This is a genomic window from Paenarthrobacter sp. 10L420 (assembly GCF_056395385.1).
This window is the reverse complement of the sequence record NZ_JBFTJK010000001.1, coordinates 177,436-197,365: the sequence shown is the minus strand read 5'-3', so window position 1 is coordinate 197,365 and position 19,930 is coordinate 177,436. Positions and strand designations below refer to the sequence as shown.

Annotated in this window: 16 protein-coding genes; 7 read left to right on the top strand and 9 right to left on the bottom strand. The window is 61.2% G+C overall.

Annotation, left to right across the window (positions count from 1 at the left end; genetic code table 11):
• Positions 1-141 precede the first annotated feature (141 nt).
• From AC1DD5_RS00900 to AC1DD5_RS00870, 7 genes are all read right to left on the bottom strand, one after another.
• Entirely contained in the window at positions 142-1,326 is a 1,185-nt protein-coding gene (locus tag AC1DD5_RS00900) for an XdhC family protein (RefSeq protein WP_477519360.1), read from the bottom strand.
• Positions 1,319-3,658, bottom strand: a complete 2,340-nt coding sequence (locus AC1DD5_RS00895; RefSeq protein WP_477519359.1) for a xanthine dehydrogenase family protein molybdopterin-binding subunit — start codon at positions 3,656-3,658, stop codon at positions 1,319-1,321. Before AC1DD5_RS00895 ends, AC1DD5_RS00900 begins: the two co-directional genes overlap by 8 nt.
• Positions 3,655-4,188 carry a (2Fe-2S)-binding protein gene (locus AC1DD5_RS00890; protein WP_442016643.1) on the bottom strand — a complete coding sequence of 178 codons (534 nt, stop codon included), beginning with the start codon at positions 4,186-4,188 and terminating at the stop codon, positions 3,655-3,657. Before AC1DD5_RS00890 ends, AC1DD5_RS00895 begins: the two co-directional genes overlap by 4 nt.
• Before the next feature lie 6 nt (positions 4,189-4,194).
• Positions 4,195-5,082, bottom strand: coding sequence for an FAD binding domain-containing protein (locus AC1DD5_RS00885; protein ID WP_477519358.1), 888 nt, complete (start codon positions 5,080-5,082; stop codon positions 4,195-4,197).
• Between the two features lie 127 nt (positions 5,083-5,209).
• The gene (locus AC1DD5_RS00880; RefSeq protein ID WP_442016645.1) at positions 5,210-6,064 is read right to left on the bottom strand and encodes a TauD/TfdA dioxygenase family protein; all 855 of its coding nucleotides are present in this window, start codon (positions 6,062-6,064) and stop codon (positions 5,210-5,212) included.
• Positions 6,065-6,163: 99 nt separating this feature from the next.
• Positions 6,164-7,519: an MFS transporter gene (locus tag AC1DD5_RS00875; RefSeq protein WP_477519357.1), complete on the bottom strand. Its 1,356-nt coding sequence runs from the start codon at positions 7,517-7,519 to the stop codon at positions 6,164-6,166.
• Positions 7,520-7,678: 159 nt separating this feature from the next.
• Entirely contained in the window at positions 7,679-8,869 is a 1,191-nt protein-coding gene (locus AC1DD5_RS00870; RefSeq protein WP_477520407.1) for a TetR/AcrR family transcriptional regulator, read from the bottom strand.
• A 323-nt stretch (positions 8,870-9,192) separates the two neighbouring features.
• Between AC1DD5_RS00870 and AC1DD5_RS00865 the strand changes: the two genes are divergently transcribed.
• Genes AC1DD5_RS00865 through AC1DD5_RS00835 form a run of 7 tightly spaced genes read left to right on the top strand, consistent with a single transcriptional unit; the run spans position 9,193 to position 17,915 of the window.
• Positions 9,193-10,299: an ABC transporter substrate-binding protein gene (locus AC1DD5_RS00865; RefSeq protein WP_477514853.1), complete on the top strand. Its 1,107-nt coding sequence runs from the start codon at positions 9,193-9,195 to the stop codon at positions 10,297-10,299.
• On the top strand, positions 10,296-11,285 hold the full coding sequence (locus AC1DD5_RS00860) for an ABC transporter permease (protein ID WP_477520406.1): 990 nt from the start codon (positions 10,296-10,298) through the stop codon (positions 11,283-11,285). Before AC1DD5_RS00865 ends, AC1DD5_RS00860 begins: the two co-directional genes overlap by 4 nt.
• Positions 11,249-12,049 carry an ABC transporter permease gene (locus AC1DD5_RS00855; protein ID WP_477520405.1) on the top strand — a complete coding sequence of 267 codons (801 nt, stop codon included), beginning with the start codon at positions 11,249-11,251 and terminating at the stop codon, positions 12,047-12,049. The genes AC1DD5_RS00860 and AC1DD5_RS00855 overlap by 37 nt, the downstream gene beginning before the upstream one ends.
• Complete coding sequence (locus AC1DD5_RS00850) at positions 12,042-13,145, top strand: ABC transporter ATP-binding protein (protein WP_477519354.1); 1,104 nt, start codon at positions 12,042-12,044, stop codon at positions 13,143-13,145. Before AC1DD5_RS00855 ends, AC1DD5_RS00850 begins: the two co-directional genes overlap by 8 nt.
• Positions 13,142-14,236: a threonine aldolase family protein gene (locus tag AC1DD5_RS00845; RefSeq protein WP_477519353.1), complete on the top strand. Its 1,095-nt coding sequence runs from the start codon at positions 13,142-13,144 to the stop codon at positions 14,234-14,236. Before AC1DD5_RS00850 ends, AC1DD5_RS00845 begins: the two co-directional genes overlap by 4 nt.
• A 1-nt stretch (position 14,237) precedes the next feature.
• Positions 14,238-15,518: an amidohydrolase family protein gene (locus tag AC1DD5_RS00840; protein ID WP_477519352.1), complete on the top strand. Its 1,281-nt coding sequence runs from the start codon at positions 14,238-14,240 to the stop codon at positions 15,516-15,518.
• Between the two features lie 42 nt (positions 15,519-15,560).
• Positions 15,561-17,915: a transketolase-like TK C-terminal-containing protein gene (locus AC1DD5_RS00835; RefSeq protein WP_477519351.1), complete on the top strand. Its 2,355-nt coding sequence runs from the start codon at positions 15,561-15,563 to the stop codon at positions 17,913-17,915.
• Between the two features lie 13 nt (positions 17,916-17,928).
• Here AC1DD5_RS00835 and AC1DD5_RS00830 read toward each other — a convergent pair whose 3' ends face one another.
• Complete coding sequence (locus AC1DD5_RS00830) at positions 17,929-18,708, bottom strand: enoyl-CoA hydratase/isomerase family protein (protein ID WP_477519350.1); 780 nt, start codon at positions 18,706-18,708, stop codon at positions 17,929-17,931.
• Positions 18,709-18,717: 9 nt separating this feature from the next.
• Positions 18,718-19,923, bottom strand: a complete 1,206-nt coding sequence (paaE, locus tag AC1DD5_RS00825; protein ID WP_477519349.1) for a 1,2-phenylacetyl-CoA epoxidase subunit PaaE — start codon at positions 19,921-19,923, stop codon at positions 18,718-18,720.
• Positions 19,924-19,930 lie beyond the last annotated feature (7 nt).

The window sequence follows — 19,930 nt, the reverse complement described above, 5'->3', positions numbered from 1 at the left end:
TCTCTCTGTCATGCCCACGCCGTGAATTCATGTGAACTACGTCATAGGAAAAGAATATCAGCACTAAGATACTTCCTGTCAAGATATTTAGGTTCAAAGTTAATTTGCTGCTTGCAGGCTCCCAGCGTTTGGAGGACTGCTTCAACCGCAGTACGACGGCGGCCGGCCGGCTGGGCGCAGCTGGTAACCTGCCCGCTCCAGCACACCCTTGTGGATCGGTTCGCTGGTGTGCGCCAAGGGCAAACCAGAGGTCTGATTCTTGGCAGCGATAATCTCCGCCATGATGGAAACCGCCGTTTCAGCGGGCGTGGAAGCGGAAAGGTCCAAGCCGATCGGCGAGCGGAGCGGTGCCAGCGACTGGTCGGTGTGGCCCAAACCCATTAGCCTCTCCCGGCGGTCAGCGGCAGTTCGACGTGACCCCATCGCGCCTATGTACGCGAAACCGTGCCTCAGGGCTACATCGAGGACTGGAACATCGAATTTGGCATCATGCGTCAACACACAGATAGCGGCATCAGGGGCAAGCTTTCCCAGAGCGAGTTCTTTCTGCAGGTAGCGCGCCGGTTGATCGATCACGATCTCATGGGCTGAGGGAATTCGCTTGGCCGTCGCGAAGACAGCGCGCGCATCGCAAACAGTGACATGAAAACCAAGGAAAGCCCCCAGTTGGGCCAACGACGCGGAGAAATCGATCGCCCCGAAGACGATCAGCCTGCGGGCCGGACGGTAAACATCGATCAGCAAGGACAGTGGCTTGTCAGTACCCGTGGCCGCCGGAAGAGTGACCGACGTCGTGGTTCCGGAGGCTATTGCCTCCTGGACCGCATCCCCGGCGGCGCGGAGTGCATCGGGAGCAAGGACTATATCTGCAAACATCTCGTCGATTTCCGCATTCTGCATGACCAGTTCGGAGCGACCCACCAGGCTAGGTGCGCCGCCGAAGATGGTGACCAGGGCGCAGGGCAGATTCTCATCCAAGGCCCTCTGCAGTGATGCAAAATCCGGGCAGGAAGCCGGACCGTAGGTTTGGATGAAGATCTCAACGCTGCCGCCGCAGGTCAGCCCGATGCCGAAACCGTCGTCGTCTGAAATGCCAAAACGGTGCAGCTCCGGCACACCACTGGCGAGGACGCCGGCCGCTGCTTCCATCACACTTGCCTCTACGCACCCACCCGAAACTGAGCCGACCGGCAATCCGTCTTCGGTGACCAGCATGGACGTTCCGACTGTTCGTGGTGCGGATCCTTCCGTGCGGACCACCGTAGCCAAGGCGACGCGTCGTTCGGTCAGCAACGACGCCTCCAGCGCCCCCATCACCTCACGCATTGCTGTCAGCCTTGCCTTGGCGCGCACGCGCATGGAGGATGCCGTTGTAAACGCGTTCAGGCGTCATGGGCAACGACGTGAGCTGTGCCCCGGTGGCGTCAGCGATGGCCTGGGCAATCGCTGGCGCAATGGGAAGCATGCCGCCCTCGCCCATCCCCTTGCTCCCAAAAGGTCCGGCGCCATGGCCCTGTTCCTGGGTGATGGAGGAAAAGCGCCGGGGAATGTCCTCAGCCAAAGGCACCCGATAGAGGAGCGCCTCGCCATTAAGCAGCTCACCGTCGTCGTACCGCAGTTCCTCGAAGAGTGCCTGGGCCAATCCGAAGACGGCGGCGCCCTCGTCCTGGCCGCGGCAGCCCAGCTTGTTCACCGCCTTGCCGGCGTCGCCACTGACAACCAGCTGCAAAAGCTCCACCCGGCCGGTTTCCGGATCCACCTCCACTTCCGCAGCTGCCCAACCGATCTCCCAAAACATGCAGGGCGCTTCCAGGGGTGCGCTGCTGGAGGAACGGACCTTAAAGTAGCCGTCCCCGGTGAACTCGAAACCTGTTCCGCCGAATCTGTCCATAATCAACGGCGGGAGCTCATAGGTGGTGCCTTCAGCGTCAACGATGTGCCAGTTGTCCAGACGGATCGATTGGCGGTCCAGTATCAGGTGTTCAGCAGCCATGTCCAACACCGAGCACTTCACTCGCTCAGCCGCCTGAAGGACTGCATGACCCATGACCGCGATGCCCGAAGAGGCGTTGGTGCCTTGGTCGAAGGGGGTGTTGTCTGTGTCAATTGCGGCATACTTCACCCGGCCCGGATCGCAGGCCAGTGTCTCTGCCACAATTTGGCACAGCGCCGAATGACCTCCTTGGCCCATTTCCACCAGGCCACAATTCAGGAAGACATCGCCGTTTGTGGTCACCTTGACCCGGGCTTGGGCAGGTTTGTTGACGCCACCACCATCCTTGATGCCGATGGCAACCCCCATGCCACGGTTACCTGAGCGCTGCCGGTCGCGATAACCGATGGCATCCGCCACCAGGTTCAGGCCGTGCTTGAGATCCGAATCGATGGGAGTTTCTCCTGGAACGAACTCCTCGCCCAAATCCTTGGCGTTCTTGAGCCGAAGCTCCAGGGGATCGAAACCCAGCCGCTCGGCGATCAGATCCACTTGGCGCTCGCTGGCCCAGGTGGCCTGGGTTGCTCCGAAGCCACGGTAGGCGCCGGCAGGGACGGTGTTGGTGATCACCGCTTGGCAGACCGAATCTATCCGTTTCCAGCGGTAGGCTCCGGGCATCCGATACCCGGCTTTCTCCGCCACCAAGGGACTGGCATCGGCATAAGCGCCACCGTTGAGCAGCACACGGGACTGACGCGCCATGAACTCGCCGTCTGCCTTGAGCCCGGATTTAACCGTGAGGATGGCGTCATGCTGGCTCAGCGTCAGGAAGACTTCTTCTGTGCTCATGCAGTAGCGAACCGGTCGCCCAGCCGACAACTGTGAGAGCCGAATGGCGATCGCCTCCGTTTTTGGGCCGTTCTTGGCGCCAAATCCTCCGCCCAGGAGCAGGACGTTGACCCGGATGTCGTTTTCAGGCAGCCCAAACACCCTGGCCAGTTCCTTGCGCATTGGGAAAGGGCTCTGGGTTGAGGTCCACACTTCGATTTCATTCGCCGTGGCCTCGGCAACGGTGGCAAACGGCTCCAGGTGCATGTGGTTCATCCGGGAGAAGGTAAAGGTGTCCTCGAAGATGTGGTCGCAATCGGCCCAGACGCTCTCCTCTCCCGTTTCGTAGCGGAATTCGTAGCTGACGTTGTGTGCGGTGTGTGCCGCTCCCGAGGCGCCATCGCCGTACTCCGGATAGGCGGCGAAGGGCTGGTCGGGAAAAATGGCAGGTGCTGACGGATCCATTGCTGCTCTTGAATCAAAGACCGCTGGCAGCGGTTCGTACTCAACCCGAATCAAATCCAAGGCGGCAAAAGCGGTGCGTTCATCCACGGCAGCCACAGCAGCAACGACGTCGCCGACGTAGCGAACCGCGTCCGTGGCAACGATCGGCTGGTCTTTGACGTAGGTGCCATAGGAATGCAGCCCACGGATTTCCTCGCGGGTGACTACGGCAGTGACTCCTGCCAGGGAGCGGGCGGCCGAAGCATCCACGCTGAGAATCCGGGCGTGCGCGTGTGGGCTGCGCAGGACCTTCGCGTGAAGCATCCCGGGCTTCTGGATGTCCACTGTGTAGAGGGCGCGGCCGGTGACCTTGGCGGTGCTGTCCAGGCGTGGGCGGTCGCGTCCGACGATGGGCGAATCGTGCGGAGTGAAAGGAATCACGATCCCGGTCATTCGGATGCCTGATCCTGCTGCTTGGCCCCAGCCAGTTCTGCGGCGCGCTCCACGGATTCCAGGATCATCTCGTAGCCCGTGCACCGGCAGGTGTTCGAACTTATCCAGTCCCGGATCTCTTCCCTGTTCGGTTGCGGATTTTGCCGCAGCAGCCCTGTGGTCAACATCAGCATGCCGGAGGTGCAGAAGCCGCATTGGAAGCCGCCACATTCCCTGAATGCCTGCTGCTGGGCACTCAAAGTGCCGTCTTGGGCAGCCAAGCCCTCAACCGTTTCAACACGCGCACCCTCAATGTCGAAGGCAAACGTGGAACAGGCAGCTACAGGAAGGTCATCAACCAAAACAGTGCAGGCACCGCAGACACTACGCTCACACGAGGCCCGGACCCCTTGCGTGCCGCAGCTGTTGCGCAGCAAATCCAAGACCGTAGCACTCGTGGGGACACAATGCCGTTCCGGGCTTCCGTTCAGCTCAAATTCAACCTTGTGGGTGAACGTTTCCTGGCTTGATTCCGGTGATTCAAGGCTCATGGCTGCCTATCCTTTCCTTTGGTTACCGGTTGCTTCGGCAAGAAGACGGCGGCAGAGAACGCCCACCAGGTGTCGTCGGTAGTCGATGGACCCCGCGTAGTCGCCCGCCTCATCCGGAAGCTGAGCCGCCAGAACTTCGCCCACAAAGGCCGGGTCTAGCTCGGTGATGGCAGTTGCCTCCGCAGTATGTGACAGCACAAAAGGCTGCCGGTATTCACTGCCACAGACGGCCGAGACCGTAAGGCCGGCCACCGTGTTCTTTCGCACCGCGAGGGACACGGTGCTGAGTGGCCGCATCGACCGCTCGTAACCGAACCACAGCAGCGAGGCAGTGTCGACGGTGACGGCGGTCAGAATACCTGCGTTCCCAAGGGTGCGATCCCACAGCGAGTCCCGATCCCAGAGCGATGAAACTGGCAGGACTGCAATGTCTCCACCTTCAAACTGCATCTGTGCACCGAGTGCCGACAGAATGACAGGCATTTCGTATCGATATCTACGGGCAAGGAGATTGCCTCCGAGGGTGCCGCGATAGCGGATTCGAACTGTGGCAATTGATCCCCAGGCTGCAGCGAGGGCCGGGACCGATGACAGGATTTCCGGGCTTCTGCTGCCTTCAGTGTGGCTAACCAAGGAGCCAATGCGCAGAATCCCGGCCTCATTGGATACTTCACGCAATTCCTTGATTCGCTGCACGGAAATCAGAACCTCCGGCTCCAACCCTTCGCGAAATTGCGCCACCAGATCTGAACAACCCGCCGCAATCACAGCTTTTGGATGGTGCCGGGTAAGAGCTACAGCCTCTCCCAGCGAAGCAGGCCGATGCAAAATAAATGGTGGAAGGGCGGACTGGCTCTGGGCTATCAGCCCCGCCCCTAGTTTCTGGCCTCGCATTGGTCAGCCTTCTTTCGCTTTGGCCCGGCTTTTGTCACGGCACCTTCGCCGGACAAAACGTGAGTTCCATATCACCTGGGCCGGGCGGCCCACACACAAGGGCCACCCGGCAAGGCTCCAACAACCCTTACGCCGGGCGATCGCCCTTCAGCGTGACCCGGTGCATCAGCCTGTAGTGCGGGTGGTAGTCCCCCACCGCGTAATGTTGGGTCGATCGGTTGTCCCAGATCACCAGGGAGTTCGGCTCCCAACGGAAACGAACCTGGTATTCCGGCGTTCTGGCGAGATCGGTGAGCATGTTCCTCAGCGCGTCCCCCAACTGGGTGGAAATGCCCGTGAGCCGGGTGGTGAACAACGCGTTGACGTACACGAGCTTGCGGCCGGTTTCGGGATGCTTACGCACTACAGGGTGGGTCATGGGTGGATATTTACGGCGGGTCTCCTCGTAGCGCGCCTCACCATCGGGACCCTGACGGACAACGCCGGTCAGTTCCTTTTCCCAGTCGTGCACTCCCTCCAGACCGTCAATGACGCTTTTCACGTTCTCCGGCAGGGCGTCATATGCGGCGGTCATACTCGCCCAGAGCGTGTCGCCGCCGCACGGGGGTATTTGCTGGGCGTGGAGGCAAGTAGCCGAATTCGGCGTTGCCTGCCAGGTCAAGTCAGAGTGCCAGACGTCGGTCCCAGCAGCCCGGCCACGTGACTCCAGCACCTCAATGTGCGGATATTCGGGGAGCGAGGGGAAAAACGCACTTACTTCCTGGGGGTCGCCAAACACCTTGGCGAATTTGATCTGATCATCCGGCGTAATGTGCTGATCGCGGAGAAACAGTACTTGGTACTCCAGGAAAGCTTCCCGTAGTTCCTCCCGGCATTCGGGGGTGATCTCTTCTCGTAGGTCCAGTCCATGGATATACGCCCCAATGGTGGGTGTTGCTTGTTCCAGAGTAAATGTCTTGAACTGTTGATCGTTGCCGCTCATGGTAGTTCCTTCCTTTGTTGGCGTGTAATACTGCGCCCGTCTCTGTCATCGGTGACTGATCCAGACGAGCTGTTCCTGTTGGGGAATGCTTGTGTCAACTCACTCCGAGTACGTGGGTGTGGCGACTTCATCAATGCCCGTCGCAGCGCTGGCTTCGCGGGCTCGCGATGCCTTGTTTTGGATGACCCGTCCAAGCGAAAGAGCGCAAATGATTGACACGGTTCCGGCGACGAAGACGTAAAGCGATGTTGAGACAGACGCATTTGTCGCAGCAAACAACGCACCGGCAATAAGGGGTGCAATGGCGCTGCCGAAGAGATTGCCGAGCGTAGTAGCCAAGGACAGTCCGCTATAACGCACCTTTGCGTCAAAGGCGGTGGAGAAGTATGCCGGCGTCAGAGCCCATGGGATGTATACGGCTACCGTTGCCGCAAAGTAGCACACGGCGATGAGGCCATAGGTGCCCCCGTCCAGCGCAAAATACAGCGGGAAGGCAACGATGACGATGAGCGCAAGACCCCACAGGTACACCCGTTGGCCGCCGAATTTGTCCGAGAGAGCACCTGCGAGCGGCGTAACCACGAAGCCAATAGCAGAAGTTACGATCACCAGGACCAACATCGACGTCGAATCCAGCTCGCCTGACTTCCCCGCGTAGACAAAGTTGTACACGGTGATCAGGTAGAAGAAGATTCCCGGTGCCAGGCTGGCGCCAGCCACAAGGAACACTTGTTTGGGGTGTGTCCGGAGTACTTCGACTACAGGTAGACGCACAACGCCGTGGTCAGCCTTGACTCGATTAAACTCCGGACTCTCCGCGACCTTCATGCGAATAACCAGGCCAGTGATAACCAGTACGGCACTGAGGAGGAACGGAACCCGCCACCCCCAGGCCATGAACAGGTCTTCGGACATCGACTCCAGGGGTATGTACAACGTCATGGCCAGGATCAGCCCGACTGCAACGCCTGCCTGCGGCCAGCTACCGAAATAGCCCCGCCGACCCTTGGGTGAATGTTCGGTAGCCATCAGCACGGCGCCACCCCACTCGCCGCCGAGTGCGAACCCTTGAGTCAGCCGCAGCACCACCAGTAGAACGGGGGCGAACACGCCTATCGCGTCATATGTGGGCAACAGTCCAATCGCTACCGTGGCGATGCCCATGATCAGGATGGTGAGGACCATCATTGGCTTTCGGCCCGCCCTGTCACCGAAGTGACCGAAGACGATGGCCCCAATAGGACGGGCGACGAAACCGGCCGCGAAAGTAGAGAACGCAAGCAGGGTCCCGGTTGTAGGGTCGAAGCCAGGGAAGAAGAGCTGGTTGAAAACGAGCACCGCCGCGGTGCTGTAGATAAAGAAGTCGTACCACTCGATAGTCGTGCCGATGAGGCTCGCGAATGCGACCTTCCTCGGAGAACTCGCGCCCGATGGTTGTGCGACCACTGCACTCATATTGTGCCTCCAGGTAATTTTGCGAACATTCGGCCCCGCTGTGCGTGGACCGTGGTGATCAGGGCTGCCTAAGGCACCTGTCTCAGAATGAGCTTTGAAGTGATGCAGATTACTTCAGTAGTAATTATCTTATTACTGAGATGCTTTGTGCGCAAGATCTCATTTTTGATGGATCGATGCGGCTGTGGGTGCCATCAGGCCCCTTGCAATGTGTTCGAGAATTTCCTGGATGCCTCGGATGTCCCGAAGGAATGGAGTGCGGACAACGCTGCTGATCACGTGCAGGGCCGCTTTCACCCTCGTCCTGACCACCTCTTGATCTGCTCCCGGGTAAACGTCCTCCACCAGCGAGGCCAGATCGGTGACGTAGTCGCCCTGCGCCTCCATCAAGTTCTGCAAGTCCCGTTCGGGAAGGTGCGGACGTTCGGACACGGCCAATTGCAGGAATTCCGGGCTGCCCAACGAGAACGAAATGTACGAGGAAACGGTGCGCTGGAGTGCCTCAGCTGCGTCAGCGGCTTCGGAGAGAGCCCGCCACATGTCCATCCACCGCACTTCTTTGGCACGATGCAGTGCTGCGGCAAGCATTTCCGCCTTGCTGTCGAAGTGGCGGTAAATGCTGGGACCTGCGACTCCAATTTCGGCGCCGATGTCGTCAAGACTCACGGCTTCAAACCCAAACGCGGCGAACTGTCGGATTGAGGCAGCCAGCAGTGCCTCACGGCGGCTTCGGGGCATGGCAATCGACGCGCGCCGGTGATTCCCGGACGCTTCAATCGGGGGCAAGGGCATGACGAGTACTGTGCGGGCGAGCGTGGCCAACTCGAATTCTTCATCCACCCGCGAGAGCCGGTTAGGGTTCAACGAAACGCTGATCATCACAGCAAACATGGCCCAAGCCCTCAGGTCGGCCTCGGAAGTGGGCACTGCATCGCTGCCGGACTGCAGTTTGCTGCTGATGGCGAACTTGATGCCGCTGGCAATATCGAAGCGGATGGCAGGCGGGAGATGGCGGGATTCACGCTCCCACAGCACGCCGTTTTCCCGGTGCTCCAGAAGTGCCCGACCCAGAGCCGTGATCAACTGTTCGAGGTCGCCGTCGGGAGTCTGGGTAATGCTATCCAAAAAGGGCTGGAGGCTGGCCACCACTGCCTCGCGAAGCAGCTCGCCCTTGCTCGGGAAATGTCGGTAGAGGGCGGATGGCTGAACCGCCATGGCTTTAGCCACATCGGTCATGCTGACTTGCGCGTATCCCTTCTGCGCGAAGAGGTCACCCGCCGCAGCAAGTATGAGCGCGCGCCGGTTCCTCGGCCTGGTGCCGCGCTCCGGGGCGGTGGAGGACTTATTCATGTTCTTAAGATTAGTCAGATTCACTTATTGCGCAATAGCCCGCGGCGTGCCAGAGTTTAAGAACAACCTGCGAAACACTGCGCTTCACTTACCCATAAGCCAGTTGCCGCAAGATAGCAGTGCCTCACCCTAGCGGGAAACGTGATGGTTCCCGCAAATGCGAGCACCGGCCGGAGCATCCCGGCGGCCGATGCGTATTCACTTACGGGACGCCAACTGTGTGTTAGACCCAGAGAAAATCGGCGCTGGGCCCAGAGAAACACTTCCCGTAACCCAGAGCACCGTCCCTACCAATGCACCGTCCCGTGACAAAGGAGTCCCACATGAAACGACGTGCAATAGTCGCTGTTGCTGCACTTTGCAGCTTCGCAGCCCTGACTGGCTGCAGCACCGGGAATGACGCCCCCAATGCCTACGCCGTTAAGACGGACATTCCGACGGCAGCAGCGATGGATCCGGCAATCCTCGACGCCGCCGTCAAGGAAGGCTCGCTGCTGGTTTACGGCGAGGCGAATGAGGCGTCCATGAAGCCGGTCCTGACTGCTTTCCAAAACCAGTATCCGGATATCAAGACCAGCTACATAAGCCTGGGTGGAACCGAAAGCTTCCAGCGGTACCTCAACGAGAAGGCCACTGGCGGAAAGACCGCGGACGTCATCGTCAGCCTCCAAGGCGCGAACTTCCTGGATCTGGTGAAGCGTGGTGACATCCAGGACTTCACACCACCCGCCGCCGCGCCGCTGCCGGCCTTCGCGAAACTCGCCCCCGGGGTCTTCGCAATGGAACTGAACCCGGTCATGGCACTGATTAACACCACCCTCCTGCCAGAATCGGAACAACCCGATTCCCTTGAAGCACTCGCCAAGATGTCCAGTGACCCTAAACTCACAGGGAAGATCGTCACGTATGACGGCACTACGGAGTTTGGCTACACGGTTAATCACGCCTACATAGCCAAGGCGGGAGAGGCCGGATGGAAAGTCCTGGAGCAACTCGGACAAAACACCAAGGTCGAAGCCAGTGCAGGGCCCATGTACAACAAACTCCTGCAGGGCGAGTACACCATGTCCTATTTCCAGTCCGGCGCGACCCGGCCACTCATCACAGGCGCTGCCGCGAAAGTGCTGAACTATAAGTTCTTCGCAGACGGAACACCCTTCATGCCCCGCGGTGCCGGAGCGACCACCGGAGGCAAGTCACCCAACGCGGCCAAAGTGTTTGTGAATTTCCTGATTGACAAGGCGGGCCAAACGGCCGGTTGCGCCGGCGGGTTCGCACCCTACCTGGACGGGGTGGACTGCCCGGTGAACCTGGCCAAGGTAACTGCGCAGTTGGGTGCGGAGAACATCAACATTGCCAAGTGGGATGAGGCCCTGGTGAACGATGCACCGGCCTTCAAAAATCGCTGGAAAGAAGCATTCGGGCGATGAGCAGCTCCACACTTACCCACCCCAAAACCCCGTCACCGCCGCCCGGTACAGGCAACCTCAAGCGGGCATGGCTGCCGGAGAAAGTCATCCACTACGGTGTCTGGATCCTCGCAGTCCTGCTGATCCTCGGCCCGATCGTGCCGATCCTCTGGTCATCAATCTGGTCCACGCCGCTATACGAGAGCGACGGCAGCGCCACCCTGGACAACTTCCAAAAACTGGCGACTGATCCCCTCTGGTGGTCCGCTGTCGCCAACAGCCTGCAGTTCGCACTTTTCGCCACCCTCGGCTCTGTTGTGGTTGGAACCACGGTGGCCTTGCTGGTAGCCCGCACCGACCTCCCGTTGCGGAGGATCTATTCAGCCTTGATTGTCCTGCCCTTGGTCCTGCCTGGGCTGGTGCTCATCGTTGGGTGGCAGTCGATGTGGTCAAAGAACGGATATGCCACCCATTTGCTTGAAGAGTACTCGCCGTTCACTGTTCCCTTTGACCTCTACAGTGTTGCGGGAATGGTGGTCATGGGTACGGTCCTTGGCTCGCCGGTGGTCTACCTTTTTGCCCGCGGGACGCTGTCCTCAGGCGATTCGACACTCGAGGAAGCCGCACGCTGCGCTGGCGCCAGTCCACTCCGCGCCTTGCTCTCGGTGACTCTGCCGTTGCTGCGCCCGGCATTGCTGAACTCCGGATTGTTGGTCTTCGCGTTGGCGCTGGAAACACTGGGGATCCCCCTCATCCTTGGTACTTCAAAGAACATCAACATGATGTCCACCTACCTGTACAGGCAGTGGACCGGAAGCGCCGACGCCGGTGGAGGAGTCCTGCCCGCTGGCGCCGTCATGTTGTTGCTCGCCGTCACTCTGCTGCTGTTGCTGCGCAATCGCCTGGCCGGCGACCTCGCCGCTTTACCACCACCGGTGGAAAGTCATCCAGACCGGCGAACGTTGTTAAATTGGGCCCCCTCGGCTGGCTGCTCTCCGCTGTCATAGGAGTTGTCCTGGGCTGTGCAACCCTGGTGCCGCTCAGCGGGGTGGTTCTCGCCTCTGTCACCGCCCTTCTGACGCCGGCAATCAACCCGTTCAGCGTTCTGACACTGGACAACTTCTCAGCGATCTTAACCAACCCGCTCTACACCGGAGCGATCGGCAACAGCTTGTTGATTGCCACAGTTGGCGCCGCCATTGCCACCGCTTGCATCGCGGTCATCGCATTGGTTGCCCACCGTTCCAACTTTCGGTTCCGCGGATCCTTGGAGCACATCGTGCTGTATCCCCGGGCCGTCCCGGGCTTGATCACCGGCATGGCCTTCTTCTGGACGTTTGCCATCCTGGACCGCTCCGGAACCTTCAGAGCTACACTTTGGGCGGTCGGAATCGCCTTCGGGGTCCGCGCACTCGCCATGGGCTATGCCGCGTTCTATCCATCGCTTGCCGCGCTGGGTGCGGACCTGGACCGCGCCGCACGCTCGGCCGGGGCGGATTGGTGGACGGCGATGCGCACCATCATTCTCAGCCTGCTGAGGCCTGCCATGGGCATCTCATTCGTCCTGTTGTTTGTAGCAATGCTCAATGAGGCCGACGCCGCAGTTTTCCTGGTAACCCCCGAAACCCAGGTCTTGGGACTGGCAATGCTTCAAATTGCAGCAAATGGCCTCGGCGGCACCGTCGCCGCCCTCGGAGTCATCCAACTCGTCATCACCGCAGCTGTCCTGGGCGCAGGACGCATTCTGTTTGGAGTTCGCCCTCATGCCTGATCTGGTCATTACCAATCTCACCAAGAAGTTTGGCCGTCTGACGGTCCTGGACAACGTGTCGGTGACCGCTTCCGACGGGCAGATCCTGACGTTGCTTGGCCCAAGCGGCTGCGGCAAGTCCACAACGCTTTGGTCCATCGCAGGACTGCTGAAGCCCGACGGCGGCAGCATCGTTGTGGGCGAGCAGACCTTGTTCAACCATGATTCCTCCGCATTCCTGCCGCCGGAACGCCGTGATTGCGGCGTTGTTTTCCAGTCCTACGCTGTGTGGCCGCACATGAAGGTCCGCGACAACGTGGGCTATCCGCTGCGGCTCCGACGCTACAAGTCCGAGGCACTCCGCCGACGTGTGGACGAAGTGCTTGAGCTGGTTGACCTTTCCGATCAGGCAGACCGCTATCCACATCAGCTCTCCGGTGGCCAGCAGCAACGAGTGGCGCTGGCGCGCGCGTTGGCATTCCCTCCGCGCCTGCTGCTCCTGGACGAGCCGTTTTCCAATCTTGATGCCAAGCTGCGCGAACGTACGCGCGACTGGTTGCTTCAGTTACAACGCAAAATCGGCGTCACCACGGTTTTCGTAACGCACGATCAAGACGAAGCACTGGCAATGAGCGACAAGATTGCGGTCATGTCAGCCGGAGCCGTGCGCCAAATTGGTACGCCGGAGCAGATCTACAATGATCCCGCCGATCTCTTCGTTGCTGACTTCGTTGGCACCAGCAACTTGCTGGAGGGGACAGTCATTGGCCGCTCAAAGGGGATCCTGACGATCAAGATCGACGGGTTGGACCAAGCGATCCACGTACCATCCTCAATTACTTCCGACGGCGTCGTGGTTGCCGTTCGTCCTGAAGCGCTGGCGTTGTTGCCTGATGATGCGTCCTCTGACGGCTACGAGATGACTGTCAACGGACCCGTCCTTGAGCGGTCCTATCATGGCCATCACTTCCGCTACACGGTGGGCGTCGGCGAGCAGGCCCTGGTGGTCGAAACCCGCGAGCGCACGGATTCCTCCCATGTACGTGTGGGCATTCCACGGGACGGCTACAAGTTGTTCCAACCCCGGACTGCTACGGCACCCAAGGCCGAACATTGATTCCGGTCGGGTCCAGCTACCCCATCAGGATCGATCTGTTCAGCGACACTATTACCCGGCCAACGGAGGCCATGCGGCAGGCCGTGGCAAACGCCGAGGTTGGGGATGAACAAAAGGGTGAAGACCCCTCCACCAACGAACTGATTGCCCTGACGCGGGAGCTTCTGGGCAAGGAGGAAGCGGTTTTCCTGCCATCAGGAACGATGTGCAACCAGATCGCCTATGCACTGCACTGCCGGCCCGGCGATGCGATTCTTGTTGATGACAGCGCCCATTCGCTGCGCCATGAGGAAACCGGGGCTCCCGCCTTGGCCGGAGCTATGTACAGGCCCATCAAGGCAGATCGTGGCGTCTTCTCTGTTGCCCAGCTTGAAGCGGCGCTCGGCCCGGAGGGAAGGTCATCGGCCCGGAATGCGGTGCTCTCCATTGAACAGCCATCCAACCTCGGAGGTGGCACGTGCTGGTCGCTGGAGGGCATCACATCAGTGACGAAGGTGGCGCGGGCTCATCGGATCAAAACCCACATGGATGGCGCCCGTCTGCTCAATGCGGTGGTGTCCACCGGCGTATCCGCCCACGATTTTTGTGCCCCGTTTGACTCAGTCTGGCTGGACCTCAGCAAAGGCCTGGGCGCTCCCATGGGAGCGGTGCTGGCCGGCGACGCTGATTTCATCAATGAGGCGTGGCGGCTCAAGCAACGGTGGGGTGGTTCCATGCGTCAATCAGGCATTGTGGCAGCAGCGGGTACTTTTGCCCTCCGCAATAACGTGGACAGGCTGGCAGATGATCATGCGAATGCCCGCCTGCTGGCCGAGTTGCTTGCCGTCCACCCTCACATTTCGATCGACCCACTGGCAGTTCAGACAAATATTGTCCTCTTTGACCTGGTCGACTTCCCCGTCACGGCTGCGGTGCTGGTGGACCGCCTGCTTCAGGAGAGCGGGATCCGGATGGGCGCTTTTGGCCCGTCCACGATTCGTGCCGTCACGCATCTCGACGTTGACATGGAAGACGTACGCCTCGCCGCTGGCGCGCTCAGGGAGTTGCTGGACGAAACCTACTCGATGCACGTAAGCACAAGGAGCAACTAACATGACCATCACTTTTGATGTGACGGACCGTCCCGTACCGTACAGCGTCAGCCGGGCCGCCCGGACAGGTGACGACGTCACCGTGCTTCTCAATGCGCGTGTTGTTGATCCCGAGTCGGGTACCTCTGGTTCCCTGAGCGATGTGTGGCTCCAGGCAGGGCAAATCTCCCGTATTAGTCCTGCCGGCAGTGAGCCCGGCATGGGCAGCGTCCTGGATCTTAAGGGCAGCTTTGTGGCTCCCGGGCTGATGGATGCCCATGTTCACCTGGCCTTCGATGGTGGCGATGACCCGAGGGGAACCTATCAGGGCAGCAGCGATGAAGAGATCATTGCGCAGGTTGTGGCGAATGCGCGGATTGCGCTTCGTGCCGGGACAACCACTGTGCGGGACTGTGGGACACCCCGGCACCTGCTGGCCCCCATGAGGGCAGCTCTCGGTATGGTGTCGGACGTCGCCACGGTGGTTCATTGCGGTGCGCCAATCTGCCGAGTGGGCGGGCACGGTCACGACATGGGCGCAGAGGTACGAACCCGTGAGGACATCGAGACCATCATCGCCGAACAGCACGCGGCCGGCGCCACGTGGATCAAGGTCATGGCCAGCGGCGGCGGCTTTACTCCCGGAACCAGTCCGAGCGTCTTTGAATTCGACCCCACGCTGCTCCGTGAAGCAGTGGCCATCGCCGGCTCGTACGGCATGAGGACTGCAGCCCATGCCCATGCCAGTTCCTCGATGGCCGCGTGCATCAAGGCGGGCGTGCACTCGTTGGAACACGCCTCCATGCTGGGGCCGGATGAGCAGTGTGCGCCCGATCGCGAGCTGTTGCACAGGGCGGCCGATGCCGGGATCCACATTGTGCCGACCGTCGTCGTAGCGGACATCGTCTCCCGGCAATTGCGGGAGGGTCACCAAGTCCTGTCCAACCCGCAGGATCGCAATGTGGTGGCGCGATTGGAATCGCGGTTCACAAACGTGACTGAGTTCCTCCACTCCGGCGTGTCGATCGTGGCGGGGACGGACGCAGGCCCTGCGCACGTCACCTTTGATCTCATTGCCCGCGAGTTGGAACGCTATGTCGACGCCGGACTGGCAGCACAGCATGCACTGCAGTCTGCAACGTGTGAAGCCGCCGACATGCTCGGGTTGGAGGCGCAAGCGGGTCGCATCCGGCCCGGCCTGTGGGCCGACCTCATCGTCACGGCGGCGGACCCCATGCAGGACATCAGCACTCTCGCAACGCCGCTTGGAGTCCTCAAGCGCGGACTACTGATCACACAGTAGCCACCCGACACTGACCAACCAACACTCTCCCTAAGGCATGCAATGAACCTGATCCATGTCAGCGATAACCTGGAGGCGAAGACCGCCTCGACCTTCGAAGACCACCCCCAACTGGACGCACTTGCTGCGATCGAACGCCGCGTTCTGTGGCTTGCGACATCCATGATCCACCACGCAAACAAGGTGCGGCCGAACCCGTCCGGCATCAAGGTAGGCGGGCATCAGGCCTCGAGTGCCTCCATTGCCACGATCATGACCTCGCTCTGGTTCGGGCAGCTTCGCGCCGAAGACCGCGTCTCGGTGAAGCCCCACGCCTCGCCGGTGCTCCACAGCATCAACTATCTGCTGGGTAGCCTGGATGAAAAGTACCTCACAACGCTGCGCGAGTTCGGTGGGCTGCAGAGCTACCCCAGCCGCGCAAAGGACCCGGATCCCGTTGACTACTCCACCGGCTCCGTCGGCATCGGGGCCACCGCGCCAATCTGGGGTGCCATTTCGCGGCGATACATCGAGACCGTGAGCGGTACACCGAACCGTGGGCGCCAGTACTCGCTCGTCGGCGACGCTGAACTGGACGAGGGCGCCATCTGGGAGGCCGTGCTGGACTCGAACGTTGCGGATCTTGGTGAGATCGTCTGGATCGTGGACCTGAACAGGCAGTCCCTTGACCGGGTGGTGCCAAACATTGCCGCGGGCAAGATTGAACGTCTCTTCGAGGCAGCTGGCTGGCAGGTCATCACCGTACGGTTTGGGCATCTCCTGGAGAGCCTCATGGCCAGGACAGGAGGCGCCGCGCTCCGGAAGCGCATTGTTGAGATGTCCAACCCGGAATACCAACGGCTGCTGCGCTGCTCCGCCGAAGAACTGCGCAACAGGCTCCCTGGTGAGGGCGCAAGGGGTGCGGCCATCGCGGAACTTATTGCCGGCGTCGAGGACCAGACCCTGACCCGGGCCATCAGGAACCTGGGCGGGCACGATCTTGCCGCGTTGCGCGAGGCCTACTCCCGGATCGATGACACCCGTCCCACGGTCATCATTGCTTACACCGTCAAGGGCAACGGACTGCCCACCGAGGGCCATCCGCAGAACCACTCTTCGCTCCTCACTGTCGATCAATACCGCCAGCTGGCAGAAAAACTGGACGAGAACCCGGACGCACCATGGGCGCGGTTCGATCCCGTAAGCAGCGAGGGTCAGCTGGTACGGACCACAGCGGAAACCCTGCGCCGCACGGTTGAACCTGCGGTTGCCCCGCCCGCAGTACCGGCAGATTTCGGCAGAACGCCCTCGGGAACAGGCACCACACAGGCAGCCCTGGGCCGCACTTTGCTGGACGTCACCCGTGCGGCGCCCGCCGTCGCCCGTCGATTGGTGACGGTCAGCCCGGACGTGAGTTCCAGCACCAACCTCGCCGGTTGGCTGAACAAGGTGGGTGTGTGGTCAGTGGAAGAGCGCCCCGACTGGTTCAGCGACGACACCGAGACCGTCATGCACTGGCGGGAAAAGCCCACGGGGCAGCACATCGAACTTGGCATAGCCGAGGTAAACCTTGTCAGCCTCCTCGGCGAGCTCGGCGCAACCTGGAGCCGCTGGGGCCAGCCGCTGTTCCCGATCGGAGTGCTCTATGACCCGTTCGTTGAGCGAGCCTTGGAACCATGGTCCTACGGCATCTACGCCGGCGGCCAGTCGATCCTGGTAGGTACGCCGTCGGGCGTTACGCTTGCCCCCGAAGGCGGTGCGCACCAGTCCATCAAGACGCCGTCCATCGGCCTGGAACAGCCCGGCTGCACCAGCTACGAACCAGCCTTCGCCATCGACGTCGAGTGGACGCTGCTCGCCTCCGTGTCCCAACTCGGGAGACCGGGCGGCAAATCCGCCTACCTGCGGCTCTCCACAAAACCCATCGACCAACAACTGGCTGCCGTCCCGGAAGATCCAGCCGCGCGTGAGCGTCGCCGTCGCCAAGTGGTCGCGGGTGGCTACATGCTCCGCGCGGCGGCGACACCGTGCGCGACAATCGTCGCCATGGGCGCCATGGTCCCGGAAGCGGTTGTGGCCTCCGAGCGACTCGCCGCCCAAGGCACCCCCGTGGACGTCATATGCGTCACGAGCCCAGGCCTGCTCTACGACGCCCTGCAAGGCCGCAATGGGCAGAACCCGGACGCGCCGTCCTGGATCCTGGACCAAATCCTGCCGTCAGGGCGCGCCGTCCCCATGGTCACCGTGCTCGACGGCCACCCCCACACACTCGCGTTCCTCGCCGGTGTGCATCAAGTCAAAAGCCGCAACCTCGGCGTAGACACTTTCGGCCAGGCTGGAGGCCTCGAGGACGTCTACCGCTACCACGGGATCGACACCGACAGCATCGTCCGCGCTGTCCTGGATTTGGTCCAATGACAGGGGCTCGGGATCACCCCTTGAAAACCGGCGCCCGCTTCTCCTGGAAAGCCCGGAAACCCTCGGCGTAATCCTCGGTCTTGCAGAGGCGGGCCTGCTCAGTGTTTTCCTCGGCCATGGATGCCCAGAGGCCAAGTCGCTGATCGCGGATGTGGGCCACGAGTTCCTTGGAGGCCTTGAAAGCCTCAGTGGCTCCGGTAGCCACCCGTTCGACGATCGCTCGCGTCATGGCAAGCAACGCATCATCGGGCATCGCACGGCTGAACATTCCCCGTTCAACGGCCTCGGAGCCAGAGATCAGATCGGCTGTGTAGATCAGATCCAGTGTGCGATGCATGCCCAGACGCTCAGTGAAGTACCAGTGCCCGCCGGAATCCAGGGTGGCGCCCAGCTTGGCGAAAGGTGAACCAAATTTGGCATTCTCCCCCACGTACACCACGTCCGTGGCCAACAGCAGTCCGAGACCGACACCCAGGCAGGCACCATGCGCAGCGGCAAAAGTGGGTGCCGGGAATGCGGCCATCTTCTTCAGGAGCGGCTCCACCAGCCCACCGAGATACGCCTGCGCGTCATCGGTTTCGGGGGTAACGCCGGCAATGTCGCGGCCGGCGCAGAAGGCTCGCCCCTCTCCGCGAAGCAGCAGCGCCCGCACCTCACCCCGTGAGCCGGCGGCAGCGGCGTCGTCGTACGCCTTATCCAGTTCCGCGAGCGCGTCCTCGTTGAGCGAGTTCAGCTTTTCGGGGGCATTGAGGACAATTTCGGCAATGCCGTTGGCAATGGAGAGCTCGATCATGGGGACTCCTTAGACGTCGAAGTCGACGGTAACTTCTTCGCTCGTGGGGTGGGACTGGCAGGTGAGGACGTAGCCCTTATCCAGCTCGTCCTGCTCGAGGGCGTAGTTCTCATCCATGGACACCGTACCCGTCACCAGCTTGGCGCGGCAGGTGCCGCAGACCCCGCCCGCACACGCGAACGGAACATCGGGGCGGACACGAAGGGCAGCGTTGAGGATGGACTCGCGGGCATGCGTGGGACTCGCCACCTCGCCCGTCAAGCCGTCCAGCTTGAACGTGATCTTGTAGGTTTCCTTCGACTCGTCCTCCACAACGGGACGGCCGGCATTGCCCTCAGGGCGGTCAGGACGACCAGTGGTGAACAGCTCGAAACGAACGTGCTCGGGCTTCACACCACGGGCAGCGAGTGTGTCGCGGCACAGTTGGACCAGCTCGAACGGCCCACACAGGAACCACTCGTCCACATCCTCGGAATGGATGGCACTGCTCAGCAACGCCTGCAGCTTCTCGGAATCGATGCGGCCGGTCATCAGCGGCGCGATCCGCTGCTCGCGGGACAACACGTGGTGCAGCGCCAGGCGCGAAGGGTACTTGTCCTTCAGGTCCGCCAGTTCCTCCAGGAACATGACGTCCATGGCGGCTTTGTTGGCGTAGATCAGGTCAAAAGTGGTCTCAGGGTTGGCGGCCAGCAGTGTCCGGGCAATCGCGATCACGGGCGTGATGCCCGAGCCTGCAGCGATCGCAACGAAGTTCCCGGGCTCTCCCGCCAACTCCTCGGGGTGGTTCATGGAGTTCATGACGTTGTGCTGGACCGCCGAGCCGTCCTTGCCGTGCCGCGAAATGAACGCACCCTGTGGGCTCATCACGTCCAGGATGTCGCCGGCTTTTAGCTCGGCGTTGGCCCACGTGGAGAAAGTGCCGCCAAGGTCCTTTTTGATGGCCACCCGGATCTCGCTGCTGCCGTCCGCGAAACTGCGCGGCTCTGCGCAGATCGAGTAGCTGCGGCGGACCTCGTGCTGCTCACCATTCTCGTCCGGCAGCGTGGTGCGGAGCGCGACGTACTGGCCAGGAAGGTAGTCGTACTGACCGGCCAGCTCGGCGGGAACAGCGAACGTCACCTCGATTGCGTCGTCCGTAAGGCGCCGGACTTCCGAGACGGTCAGGGAATGGAAAGACGCACGACGGCGGCTGGCCGTCTGGGTTTCGGTGGTCATGGAATTC